Below are 25,380 nucleotides of genomic sequence, written 5' to 3'. Positions count from 1 at the left end.
ACACGAAGACCGAAGCGATATACGTATCGCTTCGGTCTTCGTGTTTTATCTTCGCTTTTATCCCCGAAATCCGTAAATCAAAAAATCCGTAAATCAAATATCGATTTCGATCACTTTCTTGTTTTTCTGCACCTTGGTCTTCTCCGGCACATGGGCCAGGATCTCTTTTTTAAAAGCCTCTATCAATGCCTGTTTGATAAAGTGACGATGCGTCACCAGGCTGATTTCCCGCACCGGTTCGGGCGATTTAAAATAACGTACCATATTGAGCTGGCGGGTGGAGAGGTCCTGCAGGGATAATTCCGGCAGAATCGTATATCCTTCGTTGAGGTCTACCATACGTTTGAGCGTTTCCACGCTGCCGGTATTGTATTCCAGGTTTTTATGTTCGCCCATGGTGAATTTATCCTTGCAGATATTCAATACCTGGTTGCGCATACAATGCCCTTCATTGAGCAACCATACATCTTTCAGCTCCAGCTCTTCTGCTTTCACCACTTTTTTCTCGTAAAGCGGGTTGCTTTTAGCGGCATATACCACAAACGATTCATAAAACAGCGGGTGTTCTTCCAAATGGGGATTATGCAGGGGAGTAGCCAGCAGTCCACAATCCAGCAGCTCCTGTTTCAGCTGGTGAATAATTTGTTCGGTGGGATATTCCCATATTTCGAGCTTTACCTTGGGATATTTTTTCATGAATCCCGTCAGGATGCGGGGAAGCAGGTAAGGCGCCAGGGTAGGGATAATGCCCACTTTCAGGTTACCCTGTACTTCTTTTTTCTGGTCAGCGATGATTTCACGGATACGGGCGTTTTCCTTCAGGATAATCCTGGCCTGTGAGATGACCGCAATGCCTATTTCAGTAGGAACTACCGGCAGTTTGCTGCGGTCAAACAGTTTAATGCCCAGCTCATCTTCCAGTTTTTGTATCTGCATGCTCAGCGTAGGCTGCGTAACAAAGCATTTTTCCGCCGCTATCACAAAGCTCCGGTAGGTATCTACCGCAACTATGTATTCCAATTGAACCGTTGTCATGCTGCAAAGATATTGATAAAATCTATAGATAGACAATTACGAATTGCGAATTACGAATTACGAAAAAAGCGAAGACCAGTATATGATCTTCGCTTTTTTTCGTAATTCGTAATTCGTAATTAGAATATGCGGTAACGGTACTTGATTTTTTCCGTATTGCTATACAGTTCGCGGATGTTGATAGATGCCTGGATTTCCTGCACGGCATCGGTTTTCAGGTTACGGAATTCCGCCTGTTTGTTGTCGATAATGCTTTTATCGGCTAATCCGTTGTCCTGGGCGATCTTCAGCGAATTGTTCACCTTGGTGTAGTAAGAGTCCAGCAGGGTGAAGTATTCGTTATACAGATTTTCGAAACGTTTGGTTTGCAGCACCAGGTCTTCCAGCTGGTTGTTCACCTCTTTCAAATTGGGGTTTTCCCGCAGCAACGATTCATAATCGATGCGTTTATTTTTGGTGTATTTGGTTTCCAGCTGACCAAAATATTCTACTACTTTTTCTTTTTTGAACTCGTAGAAATATTCATTCATGGTTTGACTCAAAGGTTTGTTGCCTTTCTGTGGCGCCGGGAACTTCAGGGAAGTGGCGGTAAAGGAAAGGTGATCAAACAGGTTATCCTGTAACAGGCTAAGCTGGTCCTTGTTGAAATTGAGCCCGTACTCAAATTTCTGGTTGGCATCATTCAGCGCTGTATAATACACTACATACTTATTCAGTTCTTTTTCAAAGTCCTGCAGTGATTTCTGGTTGATTTGTTTGTTGTTGACGCTGACGCTGTGCAGGAAGTTCATCACCGAGTTGGCAATGGCCAGTGGCGGCGTCAGCGAGGTAAAGCTCTGGAAAATAGGGCTGTTGATAATGGATTTGGTGGATTCCACGATCTTTGAATTTTTTTCGCCCTTATCCGATTTGTTTTTCAGGATGATTTTTTCCACCAGTTCCACGATGCGGTCGCTCAGGGAGAACCCCAGGGCTTTACTTTCCGGGTTATTGAGCGAGGTAATAAATACATCGAGGTTATTGGTGGTGGTACGCGATTTCAGGTCAATGATTTTTTTGTTGAGCAGATAATAGGTTTCACTCGCGTTAATGATATTGTTTTTAATGAGATCGTATTTGCTCATATTATCGATCTCTTTACCCTGCAGCAGGGCCTGGATAGCATTGGAATTCGTTTTATCGTTGTCCGTAATGCGCTGCATTTCTTCCACCAGTTTGCGGATGGTAGTGTCCTGTGTTTTGATGACCGGGGAAGTGATGGCCTTCAATTCCGGGTCCTGTGCTTGTGCGGCCTGAAAGGTTAACAAAAAGATAAAGGGTGCCGGCAGCACTTTCATCCATTTCGAAGTCCAGGATTTTTTTCCGGGCTGTACTAACGGTAACGAATGATTACAAGTGGTTTCAAACCCATTGCCATGCTTCATTTCCGTTGGTAGGTGTTTTAACATGTTCTTTTTGCTTTTTGTTAACAAAAATTTTAGAAAATATGATGCCAAAATCATCAAGCTACAAAGATAAATAATTAATAATAGTTAAAATTAAATCATGATGGGTGGTACACATGCCCATTTGAGCAATATATTTTGAATTATCAGCAGGTGAGTTACCTTTGCACCCAAATTTGATCCACTTTCATGCTGAATGACAAAAAGATAGTGGTAGTGTTACCGGCCTACAACGCAGCACTTACACTGGAGAAGACATTCCGGGAAATCCCTTTCGACATCGTGGACGATGTGGTACTGGTAGATGATGCCAGCAAAGATGAAACCCTGGAAATAGGAAGACAATTGGGGATTAAGCACCTGATCCGCCATGACAATAACAAAGGATATGGCGGCAATCAGAAATCCTGCTACAACAAGGCGTTGGAGCTGGGAGCTGATGTGGTGGTGATGCTTCACCCGGACTATCAGTATACGCCCAAACTGATTACCGCTATGTGCAGTATCATCGCCAACGATCTGTATCCGGTTGTTTTCGGGTCCCGTATCCTGGGTAAAGGCGCACTGAAAGGCGGAATGCCGATGTACAAATACATATTTAACCGTATGCTTACGTTCACGCAGAATGTCCTGATAGGGCAGAAGCTGAGCGAGTATCACACCGGTTACCGTACCTTCTCCGGAGAGGTGTTGAAAAGTATCAACTACATGGCCAATAGCGATGACTTTGTATTTGATAATGAAATGATTTCGCAGATATTCATGAAAGGATACGATATTGCGGAAATAACCTGCCCGACCAAATATTTTGAAGAGGCGTCGAGCATCAACTTCAAACGGAGCGCCATCTATGGACTGGGTGTACTGCGGGTTTCCCTGCAACACCGCCTGCATATGTGGGGCCTCCTTAAAGGAAAAATTTATTAAAAAATTCGTATAGTCAGTGAGTTTAGCGCAGCAATACCGATTAGCCACCAAATACCTCCGGTATTATTTTACCGCCGGGAACCGTCATGATGTTCATTCCCCTTTCGTTTTCTCCCTGATAGAAGACGTATTGCTGGATAAAACCAACCATGCCGCCTTCGGTGAAATTGAAGAGCTGCGTAAACAATTGCTGGCCAGCACCGAAACCCTCCAGGTCACCGACCTGGGGGCCGGTTCCCTTATTTCTTCCGGCAACGAGCGGAAAGTGAGCGACATTACCCGCTATGCCGCCAAACAGCCCAAATTCGGGCAATTATTCTACCGGCTCGTTCAATACCTTCAACCGAAGCAACTGCTGGAATTAGGCACCTCTATGGGCCTTTCCACGGCTTATATGGCCAAAGCGGCCCCTGGCGCCCGGGTATATACCATCGAGGGCTGCCCTAATATTGCCGCCAGAGCCCGCAAAAACTTCGATGCATTGCACCTCAATAATATTACCCAGGTGACCGGTAACTTCGATACGGTACTACCCGACGTGCTCCGCCAGATGCAGCGGCCCGACTGGGTATACATCGACGGCAACCACCGGAAAGAACCCACCCTGGCATATTTTGAGCAATGCCTGCAATATGTGCACGAATATTCCCTCCTGATTTTCGACGATATCCACTGGACACCGGATATGGAGGCAGCCTGGCATACCATCCGGGAACATGAACAGGTAACCATGACCATCGACCTGTTTTTTATCGGACTGGTGTTTTTCCGGAAAGACTTCAAAGTAAAACAGCATTTCACCCTGAAATATTAAAAATACCGAATGCAGGTAGTATATTAGGAACAAATTCCTCATATGAACTACCTCAGATACGTACTGCTTTGCTGTTGCCTGCTGGCGACAAGCCTTTGGAGCCATGCCCAGGACTTAGACGCTTTTAGCTATGAAACCTATTACCATCACGGCGATACATTGCGTTACCGCCTGCTGATGCCCGCCAACTACGATATTCATAAAAAATATCCGCTCGTCGTTTTTCTGCATGGAGCAGGAGAGCGGGGATACGATAACAACGCGCAACTGTTGCACGGCGGAACCATGTTCCTCCGCGACAGCCTGCGGAACAAATACCCCGCTTTTGTACTGGTGCCGCAATGCCCTACCGGCAGCTGGTGGGCGCCGATGGACTACAAACGCGACGCTACCGGTAAAATCACCGCTGCCACTTTCCCCCTCGACGCTCCGGCCCCGCCAGCCACGGCAGCGCTCAATACCCTGCTGGACAGCCTGCTGGGTACCGGTAAAATCGATAAAAAACGGGTGTACATCGGCGGTCTCTCTATGGGCGGCATGGGTACTTTTTACCTGATCACCAAAAGACCGGAGCTCTTTGCTGCTGCCTTCCCCATCTGCGGCGCCGGTAATGTGGATGAAGCCGGCCGTTTCGCCGGTAAAGTGCCTGTCTGGATTTTCCACGGCGGCGCCGATGGTGTGGTACCCGTTGAAGCCTCCCGTGCTTACGATGAGAAACTGAAATCATTGAAAGCGGAATACAAATACACGGAATACCCCGGCGTAGGGCACAACAGCTGGGATAATGTTTTTGTAGAACCAGACTTGTTCCGGTGGCTGTTTTCGCATAAAAAGAAATAATTCCATCCCGAAATAAAAGAGGCAGCCCTACGGCTGCCTCTTTGCTCTTTAAAACCTTCCGGGTCAAATCATCATCTAAAAAAAGAAGGTTTTATTCATCACTCCTATCTATCGATTCTACGCTTCGCGCTCATCTCCGCTCATCGGCGAAATCCGCATACATCATCGCCATTAGCGGTTGCCGCCTAATGACCTATACAGCGATACCAGCCCCTGGTACACATTTTTCCTTGTCGTCACCAACGCCAGTTCCGCTTCCAGTACGCTTTTCTGGGCAGTGATCACTTCCAGGTAGTTCGCGTAACCGGTGGTAAACAGAATGTTGGCTGTAGATACGGCCTGTTGTAATACCAGTACCTCCTTCGATTTCAGGTCATAGGCCTGTTGTTGATTCTCCACCTTATTAAGGGCGGTTGCTACTTCCTGGTAACCGTTTATGATAGCCTGCTGGTATTCGTAGAATGCCGTATAGGCGTTAGCGGTAGAAATGTTGTATTGTGCCTTCAATTGTTTTTTATTGAAAATGGGAGCGGTGATGCTGCCCAGTGCGCCCCAGGCGATGGAGGCGGGTGATTTAAACAGCAGTCCTGCTTTAAAGGCATTAAAACCGGCATAAGGCGTAATGGTAAGACCGGGCAAAAAGGCGGCCCTGGCGGCCTTCACGTCTGCTTTTGTAGCGCTCAGTTCCAGCTCGGCCTTTTGGATGTCCGGGCGTTGCAGCAGCAGCTGGGCCGGTATACCGGACGGCACGCTGAGTGGCAGGCTGCCGGTATCCGCTACGGTGCTGCGTACAATAGGCTGTGGCAGCCGGCCCATCAGGGCGTTGAGCTGGTTTTCAATGGCGGCTATTTCCTGTTTAACGCCGTATTCGAGCGCCTTTGTGCTGAGCAGCTGTGCGGTGAATTGCTGTACTGCCAGTTCGGTAGCGCGGCCTGCATCTTTCTGTATGTGTACGGTGGCTACGGCCGCTTCCTGTAATTTGATGTTGCGGTGGATGATGGTCAGTTCATTATCCATGGCCAGCAACTCATAATACAGGCCGGTAATGCCTGCTACAATTTGGGTGGTGAGCAGGCGGCGTGCTTCGCTGGTAGCGAGGAAACGGGCCATAGTAGCATGACGCTGCTGTTTTAGTTTACCCCATATGTCTATCTCCCAGGAACTCCGGATGCCGGCGAAATATTCCGGTGTAGGGTCAGGAGCCCGTTGATCGTTGTTGATATTGGGAGATTTATTGGTATCGAAGTTACCGACACCGGTCATGGTGTAATCCGCGAAGTGGTCTACGCCGGCAGTAAGCGAAAGGTTGACGGATGGCAGCCAGGCATTGCGGGCCATCATCAGATTGGCCTGCGCGGCTGCAATACGCCGGGTGGCGGCCAGCAGGTCGTAGTTATGATGCAGGGCGCTGTCCACCAGGTTTTTCAGGTGGGCGTCCTGGAAAATACGGTCAAAGCCGGAGAAGGATAAAGTATCCGTATCCGGTGCTGTAGTGGCGGTAGCCAGGGTGCTTTCCGGCAACTGTAGTGCTTTCTGCGTGGTGCATGCGCCTGCGCCGGTCAGCAGGCAAGCGGCCAGTGTATATTGATATATTCGTTTATTCATTGGTGTAAGCTTTCAGTTCAACATTCTTTTTCGGAATCATGGAGGCAAACAGCACATAGAGGCCGGGGATGATGATCACCCCGAAGAGGGTGCCTATCAGCATACCACCGGCAGCAGCGGTACCAATGGAACGGTTGCCCATAGCACCTGCGCCTGAAGCGATACACAACGGTATCAGGCCGGCAATAAAGGCAAAGGAGGTCATGAGGATGGGCCGTAACCTGGACACCGCGCCTTCTTTGGCGGCATCAAGTACGGAGGCGCCATGTTTGTTCCGCAGAATGGCGAATTCCACAATGAGGATGGCGTTTTTACCCAATAAACCCACCAGCATAACGAGGGCTACCTGCGCGTAGATGTTGTTTTCCAGTCCCACCAGCTTTAAAGAGATGAAGGCGCCGAAGATACCCGCGGGCAGTGACAATAACACCGGCAAAGGCAACAGGAAACTTTCATACTGGGCAGCCAATAGCAGGTATACGAATACCAATACGATGATGAAGATGTATACCGCCTGGTTGCCGGAAAGGATTTGTTCGCGGGTCATACCACTCCATTCGTAACTATAGCCCCTGGGCAGTTCTTTGGCGGCGACTTCCTGCACCGCTTCGATAGCCTGGCTGCTGCTGTATCCGGGAGCTGCGTCACCATTGATCATAGCGGCAGTGTACATGTTGTAGCGGGTAAGTTGTTCCGGGCCGTATACCCGTTCCAGTTTGACGAAGTCGGCGTAGGACACCATTTCACCGCGATCGTTTTTTACGTGCAGGCGCAGCAGGTCGTCGGGTTTGGCCCGGAAGGCGGGATCTGCCTGCACCATTACCTTGTACATCTGTCCGAAGCGGATGAAGTTGGAAGCATAGTAGCTACCCATCAACGTTTGCAGGTTGCTCATCGCATTATCGATGCTGACGCCTTTTTTAGCCGCCATGCCCTGGTCCACATGAATCAGGTATTGAGGGAATTCCGCATCGAAGCTGGTAAAAGCACTACCGATTTCCGGCCGTTTTTTCAGGGCATCGATGAAGTTGTTGGTGATTTGGGCGGTTTGCCGCAGGTCACCGCTGCCGCTGCGGTCCAGCAGGCGCAGTTCGAAACCGCTGGCGTTGCCGAAGCCGGGCACCGTTGGTGGCGGGAAAAATTCTATACTGGCATCCGATACGCCGGCAGTCAGCTTTTGCAGTTTGGCGATAATATCGTTCACCGTAGCCTTGCGTTCGTCCCAGGGTTTCAGGTTGACCATGCCCATGCCATAAGAGGCGCCGGCTACTTCGTTCACGAGGCTGTAACCCGCCAGGGTGGACACCGATTCTACTTCGTCCAGCCTGGCAGCGATCGCCTGTATCTGGTCCAGCACTTCTTCGGTACGTTCTACCGTAGCACCGGGAGGAGCGGTTACGTTGACATAGATCATGCCCTGATCTTCCGTAGGGATGAAGCCGGAAGGCAGGATAGCACTGGCGCCCCAGGTAGCCACGAAGAATCCGGCGAGTGCGATCAGTGTGATCATTTTCCGGCCTGCGATGAAGCTTACCAGTTTGGCGTATTTGTTTTCGGTAGCGGTATATCCTTTGTTGAAACCATTGAAGAAACGTTGCAGCAGGCTCTTTTTACGTGGCTTACCATGCGTGTCTTTCAGCATGATGGCACAGAGTGCAGGCGTTAACGTTACTGCGTTGATACCCGATATCACGATGGAGATAGCGAGGGTGAGGGAGAACTGTCTGTAAAACACCCCTACCGGACCGGAAAGGAATGCTACCGGTATGAACACCGCAGACATCACCAGGGTGATAGCCACCAGTGCGCCGCTGATTTCGCGCATCGCGGCAATGGTAGCTTCCATGGGCGGCAGGTGATCTTCGCTCATTTTAACGTGGACGGCCTCCACCACTACGATCGCGTTATCCACCACAATACCGATCGCCAGTACCAGTGCAAAAAGGGTGAGCAGGTTGATAGAGAAGCCCATCATCTGCATAAAGGCAAGCGTACCAATCAGGGCCACGGGTACGGCCAGCGCCGGGATGAGCGTGGAACGGAAATCCTGCAGGAAAATAAATACCACAATAAACACCAGCAAGAAGGCTTCAAAGAGGGTGCGTACCACTTCATGGATAGAGGCATCCAGGAAGCGGGACACGTCGTAGTTGAAGTTGTAGGTCATGCCCGGCGGGAAAGAGGTGTTTTTCATCTCTTCCATCTTTTTCTTCACATTGGTGATTACCTCGCGGGCATTGGAGCCGGGCCTTTGTTTAAGCATGATGGAAGCAGATGGTTTGCCATCCGTTTTAGACACCATGCTGTAGGTGAGAGAGCCAAATTCCACGTCGGCTACGTCTTTGAGGTGCAGTACCGAACCATCGGCGCCGGCTCTCAGTACAATTTGTTTGTATTGGTCCGGTTCATAAAACTTGCCGGTATAACGGAGTACATATTGCAGCAACAGGGGATTTTTATCAGAGCTCTCGCCGGTTTTGCCCGGAGCTGCTTCGATGTTCTGTTTGCGGATAGCGGCGATGACTTCATCGGCAGATACGTTGTAGGCCAGCATGCGGTCTGGTTTGAGCCATACGCGCATGGCGTATTCCTTGGCGCCCATAATTTCGGCGCGGCCTACCCCGTCAATACGTTTCAGTTCCTGCAATACGTTAATATCGGCGAAGTTGTAGATGAACTGTTCATCCAGTGAGGTGTCTTCACTCATCACGTTGAGATACAGCAGCATACTGTTTACCTCTTTTTCGGTGGTTACCCCGGCTTTGATCACCTCTTCCGGTAATTCATCGATAATGGTAGCCACCCTGTTTTGTACGTTTACCGCCGCCTGGTCGGGGTCGGTGCCTACCTGGAAAAATACCTGTATGACGGTGATACCATCGTTACTGGATACCGACGACATGTAGGTCATGCCGGGAACCCCGTTGATAGCGCGTTCCAGCGGAGTGGATACCGCTTTGGCCGATACTTCGGCGTTGGCGCCGGTGTATTTGGCCGTTACCGTTACAGAGGGAGGTACGATATCGGGGAACTGGGTAACCGGCAGTGTAAACAGCGCCAGCAGGCCCAGCAAGGTGATAATAAGCGATATGACCAGTGATAACACCGGTCTTTTAATAAATATTTCAAACATTGATCTCTCGTTTTCAGCTAATAAGCGTAGTGATTTATATTCTCAGTAAACTGTCCATCGGTACCGTGCGGGGAGCAATCTGTACGCCGTCGCGGATATTGCGTACCCCTTCGCATACGATACGTTCACCGGGTTTGAGGCCGGATTTTACGATGTAGAAATGAGAGAACCGGGCTTGTGGAACGAAGTTCCGCATCGTCACCTTGTTGGAAGCGTCTACTACGAAGACATAGTTTTTGTCCTGCATTTCAAACACCGCTTTTTGCGGGATAATGATAGCGCTGTCCATTTCTGAAGTGAGCCGTACTTTACCGCTGGCGCCATGTTTCAGGAGCTTGACAGGATTGGGGAAGCGGGCGCGGAAAGCGATGGAACCGGTGTTCTCTTCAAATTCGCTTTCCATGGTTTCGATTTTGCCGACGTTTGGATAATCACTGCCATCGGCGAGTACCAGGTGCACCTGGTTGTAGCTGTTGTCGCCTTTGGCGATGGCTTTGCTGTATTGGAGATATTCTGTTTCGGATACGTTGAAATAGGCATATACCTCGCGGGTATCTGACACGGTGGTCAGCAGGGCGCCTTCACTGATGAGGCTTCCTTTTTTCAGCGGTATACGGTCGATGATGCCATCAAAAGGTGCGCGAACGCTGGTATAGGAGAGACGCATAGCAGCATTGCTTTCCGCCGAGCGGGCTTCGTCTATTTTAGCCTGAGCAGCAGCCAGGCGTGCCTTGGCTACTTCCAGTTCGGAGGCGGCAATTACTTTTTTCTCTACCAGCATTTTTACGCGTTCCAGTTCCAGGCTGGCAGATTTGGCTTCCGCCACCATATTGCTGAGCACCGCTTTCGCTTTGGTAAGTTCAGCGCTGTATTCCGCATCGCTGATACCAAACAGCAGCTGTCCTTTTTTTACTTCCTGCCCTTCATCCACATAAATTTTATCCAGAAAACCACTTACGCGGGCGCGTATTTCCACATTCTGAACAGCTTGTATGTCGGTCACATAAGTACGGTGCAGCGTGGTATCTTTTACCACCAGGCTGGTAACAGGTAATGATTTCAATTCCTCATTTCCGGTACTTTCTCCTTTGGTTACGCAACCCGCCGCGAATAACGCGAGCAGCGATACGTAAATCCCTGTATTTTGACGCATAGATATAACAGTTATTGTTTCCGGTGGTGCCGGAAAGATTAGTTCAACACATAGGAAGGCTCATTCCGCCAGGGTAGCGGTAAAGGTTGTCATCTCCCTAAAAAATGATTAAAGAAAAACAGTAAAAAAAAAAGGGAAAGCGTACTCAGAAGGGCGTAAACCGGAAAAGGAAACTGTAGTAGGCGGGTAAAAAAGCCTTCTGCCGGCCATATTCGCCGGGCAGGTTTTCTTTGATAAGACAATAATTGGAAGGGTTGCCGCCCTCAATATAAGCCACACGGGTGGCAATACTAAACTGCTGGGAGGAAGCGCTGAGGTAATACCGTGTTTTACGGCGGTGTTTGGTAGCATGTATGGCTTCCTGATCATCTTCCGGGTCATCTGTTTCCAGCTGAGGCGGCAGTTTCGAAGCTAGATTTTCGAGATAATCTTCCAATGCCGCCTGCCGGTGGATCTGTTCAAATATCAGGTGTCTGTGTGACGCCATAGACGGCAATACACCGGTGACCAGCTGTGTGATCAACAGCAGGAACACCAACATCCAACGTTTGAATATGTGTGACGGCAGGCTCATGGACCACGAAAATAATTCTAATTTTTGATTTGCGGATTTGGTTATTTGATAATCGGTAAGATGAGTGCATAAAAAAAGGGTTGGCTATAGCCAACCCTTCCCCTTTTACTGATCATTATTGTTTGATAGCCTGCATCGCTGCTTTAGCAGCTTGTATAGTGGCATCGAGTTCTTCGTTGGTGAGCGCATTACACATGAACCAGCTTTCAAACGCTGATGGTGGCAGATATACGCCGCGTTCGAGCATAGCATGGAAGAAGCGCCGGAATAATTCGTTATTGGCAGCGGAAGCGCTGGTGAAATCAATAATCGGATATTCGGTAAAGTGTACGCTGAGCATGGAACCGAGGTGATTGATCTGGTACACGCTGCCGGAGGCGCCAAACGCTTCCCGGAGGCCGCTCACCAGGTAATCGGCTTTTTCCTGTAATTGCTGGTAGATAACCGGGTTGTCATTGAGTGTTTGCAGCAACGTATAACCGGCAATCATCGCGATAGGGTTGCCGCTGAGGGTGCCTGCCTGGTATACTTTACCAGCAGGGGCCAGGTTTTCCATGATTTCTTTGGGACCCGCCACAGCGCCCACAGGCATACCAGCGCCGATAATTTTACCGAAGGTCACCAGGTCGGCGCGGATACCGAACAGTTCCTGTGCCCCACCACGGGCGAGACGGAAACCGGTCATTACCTCATCGAAAATGAGCAGGATACCGTTGGCGTCGCAGAGCTGGCGCAGCCCTTCGAGGAAGCCCGGCTGGGGCAGGATACAGCCCATGTTGCCGGCTACCGGTTCTACGATAATAGCAGCGATCTGTTCCGGATTATCGGCGATCAGCTGTTCTACCGCAGGGAGATTGTTGTAAGGCGCTGTCAGCGTATCATCTGCAACGGTAGCGGTTACACCGGGAACGGACTGGATACCGAGGGTAGCCACGCCGCTGCCCGCGCTTACCAGGAATGCATCCGCATGCCCATGATAACAGCCTTCAAATTTGATGAATTTGTTGCGGCCGGTATAGCCACGCGCCAGCCGGAGGGCAGTCATACAGGCTTCTGTACCGGAATTTACCATGCGCACCATGTCGATGTTGGGCACCATGCTCACAATGAGTTCCGCAATTTTTATTTCCAGTTCTGTAGGCGCGCCAAAGGAAGTGGAGAAGGCGGCATATTCCTGGATGGCTTTTACCACCGGTTCGTAGGCATGTCCGAGGATCATAGGGCCCCAGGAGTTGATATAGTCAATATACCTGTTACCGTCCACATCATACATAAAGGCGCCCAGGGCGCGTTGCATGAATACCGGTACACCGCCTACGCTTTTGAATGCACGCACGGGGGAGTTTACGCCGCCGGGGATGACCTCTTTGGCTTTCCCGAATAACATTTCACTTTTGCTGTAGCTGTACATGAAAGGAAACCTTTTTTATTTGGTTATTTAGTTATTTTTTTATTTTCTGATTGCAAGATACTGAATTAAGCGTTCAGCAATCTTACGGCATCTTTAGCGAAATAAGTGGCAATCAGGTCGGCGCCGGCACGTTTGATGCTGGTCATGCTTTCCAGGATAGCCTTGTTTTCATCCAGCCAGCCGTTTTGTGCTGCTGCCTTGATCATGGCATATTCGCCGCTCACATGGTAGGCACTAACGGGAACGGTCGTACTGTCTTTGATGATGCGCATGATATCGAGGTAAGCCATAGCGGGTTTTACCATCACAATATCAGCGCCTTCTTCAATGTCCATCAGTGTTTCCTTGATGGCCTCGCGGGAGTTGGCGTAGTCCATCTGGTAAGTTTTTTTATCGCCGAAGCCCGGAGCGGAGTCCAGTGCATCACGGAAAGGACCGTAGAAGCAGGAGGCATATTTGGCACTGTAAGACATGATACCGGTTTTATCGAAACCATGCTGCTCCAGGATATTACGGATAGCAAGGATACGACCATCCATCATATCGCTGGGCGCTACGAAGTCGGCGCCAGCCTGCGCATGGCTGAGGCTCATACGGGCCAGTACTTCCACGGTAGGATCGTTGACAATCTCCGTACCTTCTACGATACCATCGTGACCGTAGGAAGAGTAGGGGTCCAGCGCCACGTCGGTCATGACTACCATCTCAGGGATGGCGTTTTTAATGCCGCGGATAGCGCGTTGCATCAAACCGTCCGGGTTAACGGCCTCTGTACCTTTGTTATCTTTAACGCTATCGGGGGCCTTCACAAAAAGCAATACACTTTTGATACCGAGGCTCCACAGTTCTTTGGCCTCTCTGATAGTGAGGTCCAGTGAATACCGGAAATAGCCGGGCATCGAGCTGATCTCTTCCTGCACATTTTCTCCTTCAGTTACAAACAGGGGCGCGATAAAATCGCTGGGCCGCAATATTGTTTCTGCTACCATTGCACGAATGGCAGGGGAGGTGCGTAAAATGCGGTTTCTTCTTAGCATCATCTTATTTTCGAATTTTTTGATTTACGGATTTTTTGATTTGATTAAATTATCCTTAGCTGTTTTGTCTGTCGCATTGAATATTAATACCAGCTCCCTGGCCTCTTTTATCAATGTATTCACCGCGGTGGAAGTCATAATCTTTGCGGCAGTCAAAATTTCCAGCCAGTATAATGATTCATCGGTTTCTTCCAGCACAACTTTAATTTTATAGATAAAATCTGTTCTGGATTTTGCCCGGCAGGCAGCCCGGTAGTTTGCTCCTACACTGCCAGCTGATCTAATCAATTGTTTGGCAATTTCATACGCAGCAGCGTTTTTAGGTAAAGTTTCACACAATTGAATAACAGCAATATGAAACTTTTTGGTTCTCTCCTGTAAAGTGAACTTATCCATGATATTGAGGGTTGGTTAACAAATCAATTGTTAATCAATTTACCCAATACCCACAATATTTCCTTAATATTTCATATTCATATCCTCCTTCCTCTCCCCAAAATCCCAAAATCAAAAAATCCGTAAATCCCTAAATATTAATCCAGTCGCGTGGTTTCAGCCATTCTACAAGCTGCGCTTCCCGGCTTCCGGGAGCCGGATGGAAATCGTATTCCCAGCGGGCCACGGGTGGAAGGCTCATGAGGATGGACTCTGTGCGGCCATTGGTTTTTAAGCCGAACAGGGTACCCCTGTCGTGAATGAGATTGAATTCCACATAACGTCCGCGCCTATACGCTTGCCAGCTTCTGTGTGCTTCGGTATAGGGGAGGTCTTTGGTTTTCTCCACAATGGGCAGGTAGGCTTTCAGGAAAGCGTTGCCATTGGCTTTGGAGAAAGCGAAGAGCTGATCGGCTGTTTTTTCGGCATTGGGCCGCAGGTAATCGTAGAAGATACCGCCTATACCGCGGGCTTCGTTATTACGATGTTTATTGATAAAATATTCATCGCAATGTTGTTTGTATTTCGGGTAGAGGTCTGTGCCGAAAGGGTCGCAGGCTTCTTTGAAAGTGCGGTGGAAATGACTGCCGTCTTTTTCTTCGAGATAATACGGCGTTAGATCGGCGCCGCCGCCAAACCAGCTGTCTTTCAGTTGTCCGTCCTGATCATACAGTTCGAAGTAACGGAAATTGGCGTGTACGGTGGGCACGAAGGGGTTGAGCGGATGTATCACCAGGGAGATGCCGCAGGCCATGAATTTGCTGTTGCTGACACCGAACTGTTGTGCCATCACTTCCGGCAGGTCGCCATGTACGACGGAGGTGCTGACGCCGCCTTTTTCAAATACGTTGCCATCGGCGATTACGCGGGAGCGGCCGCCACCGCCGCCGGGGCGTTCCCAATGGTCTTCCCGGAAGGTGGCTTTACCGTCTATTTTTTCAAAGGCGCTGCATATTTCATCCTGCAGGCCCTGGATAAAGGCGATGAATTCGTTTTTGATGCTCATGGTATGTTTAGCCGTGTGCTTTAACAGTTTCAACAAATGCTTTGGCATGATCTACCGGTACGTTAGGCAGAATGCCATGACCCAGGTTGGCGATGTAACGCTGACGGCCAAATCCTTTCAGCATTTCTTTCACTGACTTCTCAATTTCAGGAATGGGGGCCAGCAGTTTAGCCGGATCGAAGTTGCCCTGCAGGGTGATGTTGCTGCCGGCGAACTGGCGGGCCAGTTCCGGTTTGATGCACCAGTCGATACCCAGGCCATGCGCGCCGGTAGCGGCCATGTCTTCCAGGGCGAACCAGGCGCCTTTCGCAAATACGATGGTCGGACAAACGTCTTTCATCGCAGCCACGATCTGGCGGATGTATTGCAGGGAGAAGGTTTCAAAGTCCTGCGGGCTCAACAGGCCTCCCCAGGAATCAAACACCTGTACGGTGTCTGCGCCGGCGGCTACCTGTGCTTTCAGGTAAGCGATGGTGGTGTCGGTGATCATCTGCAGCAGCTGATGGGCTACAGCAGGTTGCTGGTAACAGAAGGCTTTGGCTTCATCGAAAGTTTTGGAGCCTTTACCCTGTACCATATAACAGAGCAATGTCCAGGGCGCACCGCCAAAGCCGATCAGCGGCACGCGGCCGGCGAGGGTTTGTTTGGTGAGCTTCAGGGCATCGAATACATAATGTAATCTTTCATGTACATCGGGAACGCATAAACGTTGCAGATCCTGGGCGCCTTTCACCGGTTGGGGTAGCAGGGGACCTACTTTTTCCACCAGCTGTACTTCCATGCCCATTGCCTGCGGCACCACGAGGATGTCGGAGAAAATGATGGCAGCATCCACACCTACCTGGTCTACCGGCATCACGGTGATTTCAGTAGCCAGTTCAGGATTTTCACAGCGTTCAAAGAAGCTATATTTATCACGCAGTTTGATATAATCCGGTAAATAGCGGCCTGCCTGACGCATCATCCATACGGGTGTGCGGGAAACAGTTTCGCCTCTAAGGGCCTTCAGCAATAAATCATTCTTCAATGCGCTCATTCGTAGCAGTTAATGTTGTTAAAGTAAAATATAGCTGTTTTCACCAAGGAGGCCGCATCGGTATACGGCGCCGTGATGATTTTATTATCGGTATAATCTTCCAGTGCTGCGGCTGTGGTGGTACCGATCGCAAAACAAACTGTTTCAGGAGCAGGCTTGTTGACGGAGAAAAAGCTCTTTACCGCACTGGGACTGAAAAACAGGACGCCATCGTATGCATCGGTTACTACTTCGGGCGTAGGATTATTTTCGTAGATCACGTATTCATTCACCTTGATACCCGCATCCCGTAAGCCTTGCGGCAATTCGTTGCGGCGTTGGTTACCGCAGAAAAAATGTACTTCCCGGATGTTGCCCAGGGCAACGATGGCCGCTGCGAGGTCTGTGCCATAGGAGGCTTCCGCCAGAATAACATTTGTTGGAAACTCTTCCTGTACCAGTTTTTTGGTATTGCCATCTATGCAACAGATGGGATTGCCGACTACGAAACAAGTGTCGTCCTGGTATAGATACTGATCAGAGAAGACCTTCACCGCATGTGCACTGGTAAAAACGAGTGGTATTTCGCTATTGCTGAAAATACGGCGCATGTTTTCTTCTCCCAGCAATTCCTTGTTGATTACAGGTTTTATCTGGATAAAATCCTGTACATCCACAGCAATACCGTGATCACCGGCTTCGGTGATCAGTTCGCCAGACAGGGATCTGGTACACAATACGCGGTATTTGACATTATCGGGCATTTCTGATTTCAGCTACTACTTCAGCACCGCCCCGGGCCATCATTTCTTCCGCAGCGGATTGGCCAAGGTGTTGTGCCTGTTCTACCGGTACTTCGCGGCTGGTGCTGAAGAACTTTGAGCCATCGAGGCTGCAGAGTTCTCCGCTGAAGTGAACGGTGTTGTTAATTATTTGGGCGTACGCGCTGATAGGGGTGGTGCATCCGCCCATCAGGGTGCGCAGGAATTCGCGTTCAATATGGGTTGCCAGGGCTGTTTCTGCATGGTTAAAAGCGGCGCAGGCTTCCCGGCAGAAAGGATCATCTTCCCGGCATACGGCCACCACGGCGCCTTGCGCTGGGGCTGGCAGCATCCAGTCGAGATCAATGGAATTAGCGGGGCGTACGTTGATCCTTTCCAGGCCGGCCACCGCGAAGATGGCGCCATCCCAGTTTTCAGCGGCCAGCTTCTGCAGGCGGGTATTGACGTTGCCGCGCAGGTTGTGCAGCTGGTGCTGCGGATATTTCCGTAACCACTGTGCTTTACGGCGAACGCTGCTGGTGGCGATATTAGCCACATAGCCGGGTTGGTCCAGGAAAGCAGTATCGGTTTTATATACCAGCAGGTCTTTTACCGGTCCGCGTGGTAACACTGCTGCCTGTACAATCTGTTGTGGCAGCTGGGTAGGCACGTCTTTAAAAGAGTGAACGGCAATGTCGATGCGGTTGTTCAGTAATGCCAGATCGAGGCTTTTGGTGAAGATACCCTGTACACCAATTTCGTAGAGGGGAGTGACGAGATCAATATCGCCTTCGCTTTTGATAGGCACCAGGGTTGTTTTATAGCCCTGTGCAGTGAGCAGATCATTAACCTGGTGAGCCTGCCATAAGGCCAACTGGCTTTCTCTTGTGCCTATCCTGATAATTTTATCCATGATAATTAGTCCTGCTTAACTCCTGCCTCGAAAATATCGTTGATCATCGCAATATACAGGTCGCTTTTGTCTGTTTCCTTGCGGACCTTTCCTGCCATGAGGTTGATCATTTTCTGGATGATACGGGAAGATACCTGTTCCATATCCTCCACTTTATAGCCGGAGCCGTTTTTCTGTTGTTGTATTTCGCGGGTATGAATCTCCTGTAGTTTGTCTTTCACTGCTTTGAGTACAACGGCATGTTTGCGCATTTTGTACCAGTACAGGAATTCCGTCATATGCTCGTCGATAATGGCGAGCGCTTTAGGCACTTCACCCAGCCTGTTTTGCAGGGTTTCGTCCTGTACTTTGGAGAGTTCATCCACGTTGATGAGGGAAACATGATCGAGGTCGCCCACAGCCGATTCCACGTTGAATGGAATGGAGAGGTCAACGATCAGTTTGGGAGAGGATTCCCGGAAGTGGGAAGCCAGTACGGTAGGTTCGGGCGCATTGGAAGCTACGAGCACCACATCGGCGGCCTGCATTTCAGGTACCATGTTTTCATAGGGTGCATAACGTAGTCCGTGCTGGCCGGCGAAATCAGCGGCCACCTGGAGGGTACGGTTAATGAGGGTTACCTCTTTCACGCCCAGGTATTCTATCATGTTCTTGCAGGTGTTACGGCCTATTTTGCCGACGCCTACCAGTACTATTTTTTTATGGCGGATATCCGGGCATTGACGTTCCAGCAGGCGTACGGTAGCAAAAGCCACAGATACGGTGCCTTTACTAAGACCGGTTTCTGTTTTGATTAGTTTGGATACCTGTAACACACTGTTGACCAGTCGTTCAAGGAAACTTCCCAGGCACTGTTGCGCTTTGGAGAATTTGGCAGCGTTGCGTATCTGGCCGATGATTTCATAGTCGCCCAATATCTGGGAGTCGAGGCCGGTGCCTACCTGGTACAGGTGACGGATGGCTTCTTCGCCGGATTTGATATAGGCAAGTGCTTCCAGTTGTGTACGATCTCCCTGTGTTTCACGGGATAAGAGGTCTATCAGGTCGCCGGGAGTATTGGCGAACCCGTATATCTCTGTTCGGTTACAAGTGGAAAGTACAAAGAGATCATCTAATTGCACAGTCCTGGCATGCTCCAGGAGTTGTTGGTATTGGGCCGGATTAATGGCGTATAATCCCCTGATAGCAGCGTCTGTTTTCTTATAGTTGATCCCAACGATATGAAAATTTGCTATTTCTTTTGAGTGACTGACCTGCATGTTCTTGAATAAGCTTCCGGCTGCAAAAATACTTGGATACGCCGCAAACAAAAGGGTTTAGGCTGTCATTAGTGTGTCATTTCTCCTACTGGTGTTCTGTACGATGAAAAAATGATTTTTATCAGTTTTTGCATGTCGTGTGTCCTGTGGCGGATGATGACACGAATATACGAAAAATACCATTCCATTCATTACAAAAACATGACATTTGGGCTGGCAGCAGGCCCTGGACGCCCTATGCAGCGGTAGCATTTTATGTGTATTTGTTCTTTACTTTTGCAACAATTTATAAAGCACATGGTATCTAAATCTGAAGTTGGCATTATTCTGATGAATCTGGGTTCACCCGATAGTACGGCAGTTCCCGATGTAAAACGTTATCTGCTGGAGTTTCTGATGGACAAGCGCGTGATTGATTATCCATGGCTGTTCCGTAAAATACTGATTGAAGGCATCATCGTTCCCCGCCGTGCGGAGAAGTCTGCGGAGGCTTATGCTTCTATCTGGTGGGAAGATGGTTCTCCCCTGGTTGTACTGACAAAACAATTACAGGCAGCGGTGCAGCATGATATGGATGTACCGGTGGAAATAGCCATGCGGTATGGTAATCCGCATCCACAGGTGGCGTTTGACAATCTGCTGAAAAAGAACCCGCAGCTGAAGGAAGTGATTGTATTGCCTTTATATCCGCATTACGCCATGTCTTCCTATGAAACAGCGGCGGAGTATGCGAAAGAAATTTACAAAAAGAAAAAATACAAGTTCAGGCTGTCTATTATACCGCCATTCTATGATGAGACGGCTTATATCGATGCGGTAGCAGAAAGTATGCGCCCGTTTCTGCAACAGCAGCATGACTACGTGTTGTTCAGCTACCATGGCGTGCCGGAGCGGCATATCCGCAAAGGGGATATTACCGGTCAGCATTGTATGAAGGTGACTGATTGCTGCCATGTGAAATCGCCCGCGCATGGATATTGTTATCGCCACCAGGTAACGATTACAGCGGAACTGGTAGCAGCCAAACTGGGACTGCCGCGCGAGAAATGGGGTATCTCCTTCCAATCGCGGCTGGGCCGGGAAGAATGGCTGAAACCTTATACAGCCGGACTGTTAGAAACTTTACCGAAAGAAGGAAAGAAAAAACTGCTGGTGGTATGTCCTGCATTTGTGTCTGATTGCCTGGAAACACTGGAAGAAATTGCGGTAGAAGGAAAACATACTTTCCTCAGCAACGGTGGTGACAGTTTTACCATGATTCCATGTCTGAATGTACACCCGATGTGGGTAAAAGCCATTGTTCAGTATTGTCAGCAGATCATGCAAACGGAAACCGTATAATCTTGTTCATATGCCACAGAAACCCGTTTTGATCATTGGGGCCGGTATTTCCGGCCTGAGCATCGCCTATGAGCTGCAAAAGAGGTCCGTACCCTGCCAGGTACTGGAAGCTGCCGGCCATAGCGGTGGTATGATACAGTCATTCAACAAGGAAGGTTTTGAGCTGGACGCTGGTCCGAATACCATTGCGGCTACCCCGGAAACGATGGTGTTCCTGGCGGAGCTGGGACTGGAGCCGGAAATACAACCTGCTGCCGCTGCCAGTAAAAACCGTTTCCTGGTGAGAAACAACCGGTTGCATGCTGTGTCGCCACATCCGTTCAAAATCATGGGGTCTGATTATATCAGTCGTGGCAGCAAATGGCGCCTGTTTACCGAGCGATTTCGCAAACCTGCGCCGGTAAAGGGAGAAGAGAGCGTGACGCATTTTGTGGAGCGCCGGTTCAACAAAGAAATAGCTGATTATTTATTTGATCCGATCTTGTCCGGTATCTATGCCGGTAATCCTGACTTGCTGAGCATCGGCGAGGTATTGCCCGCATTGCCGCGCTGGGAGCGGGAATACGGTAGTGTTACCAAAGGCCTTATGAAAGAAAAGGGCGTAATGGGTGGCCGTAAAATCATTAGTCTCGCCGGCGGTAATCAAACGCTGACGCGGCGTTTACAGGAACGTTTGCAATCACCGGTACGTTTTCAGTGTACCGTAAAAAATATCAGGGTTTCCGCTAATGGTGGTTACCAGGTGGTGTGTGAAGAGAAAGGCACGGAAACCTTGCTGGAGGCGGACCATATCATTGTTACCACGCCGGCGTTCACTGCGGCGCAACAGTTGTCTGCCCTCGATAGGGAGTTGGCCGCCTTGCTGGAACAGGTATACTATCCGCGTATGGGCGTGTTGCATCTTGGTTTTGAGGCCAGCGCCCTGCCTCAGCCGCTGGAGGGCTTCGGATTCCTGGTACCGGATGCAGAAAAGCTCCATTTCCTCGGCGCTATCTGTAATTCCGCCATTTTCCCGCATAAAGCGCCGGCCGGCAAGTTATTGCTGACGGTATTTATCGGTGGCGCCCGGCAGGAGCGTTATTTCGATGAGCTGGGAACGGCGCAGTTGCAGGAAACGGTAGTAAAAGAAATACGTTCCCTGCTGGGGCTTACCGCCGCTCCTATGATGCAGCATTTCAGTTTTCTGCAGAAAGCCATTCCGCAGCTGAACATCGGACATGCAAAGTTGCGTAGTGCCGTTGCCACGATGGAGCATAACTATCCCGGTATCCTGCTCAAAAGTAATTTTGTGCAGGGGGTGGCGTTGCCTGCGCTGATACAGCATGCCGCCATACTGGCGGACAGGCTGAAGAAAAATTAATCAACAAATTTGTTTCGTAGTTGCCGTTTTTTCTTTAAATTCCATTATAAATTTCCACCAGATGATTGCAGGAATTTTAAAAGAAAAAAATGGCGAAACCCGGGTGTCCCTCACGCCTGAAATCGTGAAGCAGCTGCAGCAGATGTCGGTAACCGTGTGGGTGGAGCAGGGTGCCGGCGCACAAGCCTTTTATAACGATGACGCCTATATGCAGGCGGGCGCGCAGATCAAAACTGCGGCAGACATCCTTTCCCAATCCGATATTATTTTTACGCTCCAGCCGCCATCGCGGCAGCTGGCGGAGCAGATACCGCCCGGGAAAATCATCCTGGGTGTATTACAACCCTTATTCCATCCCGAAGAGGTGGAATACTGGGCTTCCCGTAATATTACAGCCCTCAGTCTTGATGCCATTCCCCGCACCACGCGTGCGCAGGTGATGGACGTACTCAGTTCCCAGGCCAATATTGCCGGGTACAAAGCGGTATTGCTGGCGGCGTATAGCTATTCCCGTTATTTCCCCATGTTTATGACGGCCGCGGGCAGTATTGCACCGGCTAAAGTGCTGATATTAGGCGCCGGTGTGGCTGGCCTTCAGGCCATTGCTACCGCCAGAAGGCTGGGAGCGGTAGTGGAAGTATTTGACACCCGTCCCGCTGTGAAAGAAGAAGTGATGAGCCTCGGCGCCCGTTTTGTGGAAGTAGACGGTGCAGCCGATGCCTCCGCTGCCGGTGGATATGCGGTAGAACAAAGTGCGGACTATCAGCAAAAACAACAGGCTAAAATCGCAGAAAGTATTGCCAAAGCGGATATTGTGATCACCACCGCCCAGATACCCGGCAAAAAAGCGCCGGTGCTGGTCACCCAGCCTATGCTGGACCAGATGCGGAGCGGCTCGGTGATTGTGGACCTGGCCGCCGCCACCGGAGGCAACACCGCCCTCACACAGAACAATGAAACCGTGCTATACCAGGGCGTCAGTATCATCGGTAACTCCAATCTCGCCGCTTCCATGCCGGCAGATGCCAGCAAACTGTACGCTAAAAACGTATTCAATTTTCTTAAACTCATATTGACGAAAGAGGGAAACCTGCAGCTGAATTTCGAGGACGATATCGTGCGGGGCGCCTGCATCACCCACAACGGTGAAGTTGTTCATGAGCGCCTGAAAAGCGCAAAACCGGCTGCCAGCAGTATCTGACGCTGGATTGTAATTCCGTACCGACTAATCAAATACCGCAAGCATGGAATATATCCTATCTTTTTTTCAACAACATATAGAGCTGATCTATATCGTGATCCTTTCCATTTTCCTGGGGGTGGAGGTGATATCACGGGTACCTTCCGTGTTGCATACGCCGTTGATGAGTGGCGCCAACGCTATTCACGGAGTAGTGATCATAGGCGCCATTATTGTCATGGGACAGGCGGAGGCAGATAATTACCTGGCGCTGATATTGGGCTTCCTGGCGGTTATCCTGGGCACGGTCAACGTAGTAGGTGGTTTTGTGGTAACAGACCGTATGCTGGAGATGTTCAAAAAGAAAAAGTAATCACGGTTTAAAGCGCAATGTTTATGGGACTCAGTGTACTATCTATTATCTACCTGATCGGCTCTGTTACGTTTATCCTTGGCCTCAAAATGCTCAGTAAGCCGGACACCGCCCGCAAAGGCAATCTGGTGGCGGCAGCCGGTATGGTGCTCGCTATTCTCGGCACTATCTTCCTGTATAAATCTGAAGGAAAACACCTGCATAACTATGGCTGGATAGCTGCCGGTCTCCTCATCGGTACGGTGATCGGCGTAATGGCTGCCAAAAAAGTGAAGATGACGGCCATGCCGGAAATGGTGAGTATGTTCAACGGTATGGGCGGCGCCTGCGCGGCACTGATTTCCGTGGTGGAGTTTAATCACCTGGTACATTCCCGTTTTAATGTCGGAGAGGTGCTTTCTTCAGCAGGGGAACAAATGGTGCAACAACTGCAGCGGATATTGCAGGGTGTTGCCGATGGAAACGGAAATGTGACAATCGGTATGCATCCCGATCTGCGGGGACATCTGCTGATTATCTTACTGGGACTCATTATCGGCGCTGTTTCTTTTGCAGGTAGTGTGGTGGCCTGGGGAAAACTTAATGGCCGTATCAAGGATTTTGCTTTTAAAGGACAACATATTGTGAACCTGGTGGTCATGGCTATTGTGGTGATAGGGGCAGCCGTATTGGTTCTGACAGTGAACCAGCGTGTACAGGCTGCTGTAGATGCCGGTTCTGTAGATGGTTTGCTTTCTTTTCAATTATTGTTTTATCTCATATTGATCTGTGCGCTGATTTACGGTATCCTCTTCGTATTGCCGATAGGCGGCGCCGATATGCCGGTAGTAATATCCCTGCTCAACTCTTTTACAGGCGTAGCCGCAGCCTGCGGCGGTTTCCTGTACAATAACCCGGTGATGCTCACCGGTGGTATCCTGGTAGGGTCTGCCGGTACTATCCTCACCATCCTGATGTGTAAAGCCATGAACCGCTCGCTGAAAAACGTGTTGATAGGCTCTTTTGGTGGCGGCGCCGCAGCAGCGGCCACCAGCAAGGAACAGGGCAGTTACAAGGAAATCAGCCTGTCTGATGCGGCGGTGGTAATGGCCTACGCCAATAAAGTGATGATTGTTCCGGGGTATGGGCTGGCGGTAGCACAGGCACAACACGCCTGTCATGAGCTGGAAAAATTGCTGGAAGATAAAGGGGTGGAGGTGAAATATGCGATACATCCGGTGGCTGGCCGTATGCCCGGCCATATGAATGTGCTGCTGGCCGAAGCTGATGTGCCTTACGAGAAATTGCTGGAAATGGAAGATGCCAATGCTGAAATGTCTACCACAGACGCGGTGCTGGTATTGGGCGCCAATGACGTGGTAAACCCCGCTGCCAAGAATGATCCTGCCAGTCCTATCTACGGGATGCCTATCCTGGAGGTAGAAAATGCCAAACTGGTCATTGTGAATAAACGTAGTATGAAGCCTGGTTATGCGGGCATCGAAAACGAACTGTTTTTTCAACCAAAGACTTCCATGCTGTTTGGTGATGCCAAACAGGTATTACAGCAGCTGGTGGCAGAAATCAAGCAAGTGTAATAGTTGCTCGCAAAGACGCAAAGTTTTTTGCACTTTTTTTAAGGAAAATTTAAGAACGCTAAGGAGCGGAGATTGCCTTGTATGATCCTGTTTTGTTTTATGTTTTTGTGATAATAAACAGAATATAATCTCCACTCCTTTGCGTTCTTAAATTCCTCATAAAAACCCTTCCTTAAAAAAAGCTCA

The 25,380-nt window shown here is 49.7% G+C and carries 22 protein-coding genes; 8 read left to right on the top strand and 14 right to left on the bottom strand.

What is annotated here, in order from left to right; genetic code table 11:
• Positions 1–93: 93 nt before the first annotated feature.
• Both ICL07_RS18775 and ICL07_RS18770 read right to left on the bottom strand, forming a co-directional pair.
• Positions 94–1,035 (bottom strand): hydrogen peroxide-inducible genes activator, encoded by a 942-nt coding sequence (locus tag ICL07_RS18775; protein ID WP_188089554.1) that lies wholly within the window; start codon positions 1,033–1,035, stop codon positions 94–96.
• A gap of 119 nt (positions 1,036–1,154) precedes the next feature.
• The gene (locus ICL07_RS18770) at positions 1,155–2,483 is read right to left on the bottom strand and encodes a hypothetical protein (protein ID WP_188089553.1); all 1,329 of its coding nucleotides are present in this window, start codon (positions 2,481–2,483) and stop codon (positions 1,155–1,157) included.
• A gap of 186 nt (positions 2,484–2,669) precedes the next feature.
• Here ICL07_RS18770 and ICL07_RS18765 point away from each other — a divergent pair, with 186 nt between their 5' ends.
• From ICL07_RS18765 to ICL07_RS18755, 3 genes are read left to right on the top strand one after another with little or no spacing between them, the layout of a single operon-like run.
• Positions 2,670–3,407: a glycosyltransferase family 2 protein gene (locus ICL07_RS18765; protein ID WP_188089552.1), complete on the top strand. Its 738-nt coding sequence runs from the start codon at positions 2,670–2,672 to the stop codon at positions 3,405–3,407.
• A 16-nt stretch (positions 3,408–3,423) separates the two neighbouring features.
• Positions 3,424–4,221 carry a class I SAM-dependent methyltransferase gene (locus ICL07_RS18760; RefSeq protein ID WP_188089551.1) on the top strand — a complete coding sequence of 266 codons (798 nt, stop codon included), beginning with the start codon at positions 3,424–3,426 and terminating at the stop codon, positions 4,219–4,221.
• 42 nt (positions 4,222–4,263) lie between these two features.
• On the top strand, positions 4,264–5,061 hold the full coding sequence (locus ICL07_RS18755; RefSeq protein ID WP_188089550.1) for a carboxylesterase family protein: 798 nt from the start codon (positions 4,264–4,266) through the stop codon (positions 5,059–5,061).
• A 171-nt stretch (positions 5,062–5,232) separates the two neighbouring features.
• Here ICL07_RS18755 and ICL07_RS18750 read toward each other — a convergent pair whose 3' ends face one another.
• The 12 genes from ICL07_RS18750 to hemA form a co-directional block, all read right to left on the bottom strand.
• Entirely contained in the window at positions 5,233–6,666 is a 1,434-nt protein-coding gene (locus ICL07_RS18750; RefSeq protein ID WP_188089549.1) for a TolC family protein, read from the bottom strand.
• Positions 6,659–9,799, bottom strand: coding sequence for an efflux RND transporter permease subunit (locus ICL07_RS18745; protein ID WP_188089548.1), 3,141 nt, complete (start codon positions 9,797–9,799; stop codon positions 6,659–6,661). The genes ICL07_RS18750 and ICL07_RS18745 overlap by 8 nt, the downstream gene beginning before the upstream one ends.
• Before the next feature lie 34 nt (positions 9,800–9,833).
• Complete coding sequence (locus ICL07_RS18740) at positions 9,834–10,952, bottom strand: efflux RND transporter periplasmic adaptor subunit (protein ID WP_188089547.1); 1,119 nt, start codon at positions 10,950–10,952, stop codon at positions 9,834–9,836.
• Positions 10,953–11,097: 145 nt separating this feature from the next.
• Positions 11,098–11,526 carry a hypothetical protein gene (locus tag ICL07_RS18735; protein ID WP_188089546.1) on the bottom strand — a complete coding sequence of 143 codons (429 nt, stop codon included), beginning with the start codon at positions 11,524–11,526 and terminating at the stop codon, positions 11,098–11,100.
• 115 nt (positions 11,527–11,641) lie between these two features.
• Entirely contained in the window at positions 11,642–12,937 is a 1,296-nt protein-coding gene (gene hemL, locus ICL07_RS18730; RefSeq protein ID WP_188089545.1) for a glutamate-1-semialdehyde 2,1-aminomutase, read from the bottom strand.
• A gap of 65 nt (positions 12,938–13,002) precedes the next feature.
• Positions 13,003–13,977: a porphobilinogen synthase gene (gene hemB, locus ICL07_RS18725; protein ID WP_281389627.1), complete on the bottom strand. Its 975-nt coding sequence runs from the start codon at positions 13,975–13,977 to the stop codon at positions 13,003–13,005.
• A gap of 21 nt (positions 13,978–13,998) precedes the next feature.
• Entirely contained in the window at positions 13,999–14,370 is a 372-nt protein-coding gene (locus ICL07_RS18720; protein ID WP_188089544.1) for a four helix bundle protein, read from the bottom strand.
• Between the two features lie 130 nt (positions 14,371–14,500).
• The gene (gene hemF, locus ICL07_RS18715) at positions 14,501–15,415 is read right to left on the bottom strand and encodes an oxygen-dependent coproporphyrinogen oxidase (protein WP_223151986.1); all 915 of its coding nucleotides are present in this window, start codon (positions 15,413–15,415) and stop codon (positions 14,501–14,503) included.
• A 7-nt stretch (positions 15,416–15,422) separates the two neighbouring features.
• On the bottom strand, positions 15,423–16,451 hold the full coding sequence (gene hemE / locus ICL07_RS18710) for a uroporphyrinogen decarboxylase (protein WP_188089543.1): 1,029 nt from the start codon (positions 16,449–16,451) through the stop codon (positions 15,423–15,425).
• Complete coding sequence (locus ICL07_RS18705) at positions 16,448–17,167, bottom strand: uroporphyrinogen-III synthase (protein ID WP_223151984.1); 720 nt, start codon at positions 17,165–17,167, stop codon at positions 16,448–16,450. Before ICL07_RS18705 ends, hemE begins: the two co-directional genes overlap by 4 nt.
• Positions 17,168–17,183: 16 nt before the next feature.
• Positions 17,184–18,104, bottom strand: a complete 921-nt coding sequence (gene hemC / locus ICL07_RS18700) for a hydroxymethylbilane synthase (RefSeq protein ID WP_188089541.1) — start codon at positions 18,102–18,104, stop codon at positions 17,184–17,186.
• A 5-nt stretch (positions 18,105–18,109) separates the two neighbouring features.
• Entirely contained in the window at positions 18,110–19,363 is a 1,254-nt protein-coding gene (gene hemA, locus ICL07_RS18695) for a glutamyl-tRNA reductase (RefSeq protein ID WP_188089540.1), read from the bottom strand.
• A 297-nt stretch (positions 19,364–19,660) separates the two neighbouring features.
• On the opposite strand from hemA, the gene hemH reads away from it, so the two are divergent.
• The 5 genes from hemH (at position 19,661) to ICL07_RS18670 (ending at position 25,194) form a co-directional block, all read left to right on the top strand.
• On the top strand, positions 19,661–20,704 hold the full coding sequence (gene hemH / locus ICL07_RS18690) for a ferrochelatase (RefSeq protein WP_188089539.1): 1,044 nt from the start codon (positions 19,661–19,663) through the stop codon (positions 20,702–20,704).
• Between the two features lie 10 nt (positions 20,705–20,714).
• The gene (gene hemG, locus ICL07_RS18685) at positions 20,715–22,064 is read left to right on the top strand and encodes a protoporphyrinogen oxidase (protein ID WP_188089538.1); all 1,350 of its coding nucleotides are present in this window, start codon (positions 20,715–20,717) and stop codon (positions 22,062–22,064) included.
• Between the two features lie 61 nt (positions 22,065–22,125).
• Positions 22,126–23,265 (top strand): Re/Si-specific NAD(P)(+) transhydrogenase subunit alpha, encoded by a 1,140-nt coding sequence (locus ICL07_RS18680; RefSeq protein WP_188089537.1) that lies wholly within the window; start codon positions 22,126–22,128, stop codon positions 23,263–23,265.
• A 43-nt stretch (positions 23,266–23,308) separates the two neighbouring features.
• On the top strand, positions 23,309–23,617 hold the full coding sequence (locus ICL07_RS18675; protein WP_188089536.1) for an NAD(P) transhydrogenase subunit alpha part 2: 309 nt from the start codon (positions 23,309–23,311) through the stop codon (positions 23,615–23,617).
• 23 nt (positions 23,618–23,640) lie between these two features.
• Positions 23,641–25,194: an NAD(P)(+) transhydrogenase (Re/Si-specific) subunit beta gene (locus ICL07_RS18670; RefSeq protein ID WP_188089535.1), complete on the top strand. Its 1,554-nt coding sequence runs from the start codon at positions 23,641–23,643 to the stop codon at positions 25,192–25,194.
• Positions 25,195–25,380: the final 186 nt, after the last annotated feature.

It is taken from the genome of Chitinophaga qingshengii (assembly GCF_014529935.1).
GTDB lineage: Bacteria > Bacteroidota > Bacteroidia > Chitinophagales > Chitinophagaceae > Chitinophaga > Chitinophaga qingshengii.
Note: the sequence above shows the minus strand (reverse complement) of the source record. Positions and strands in the feature narration are given on the sequence as shown.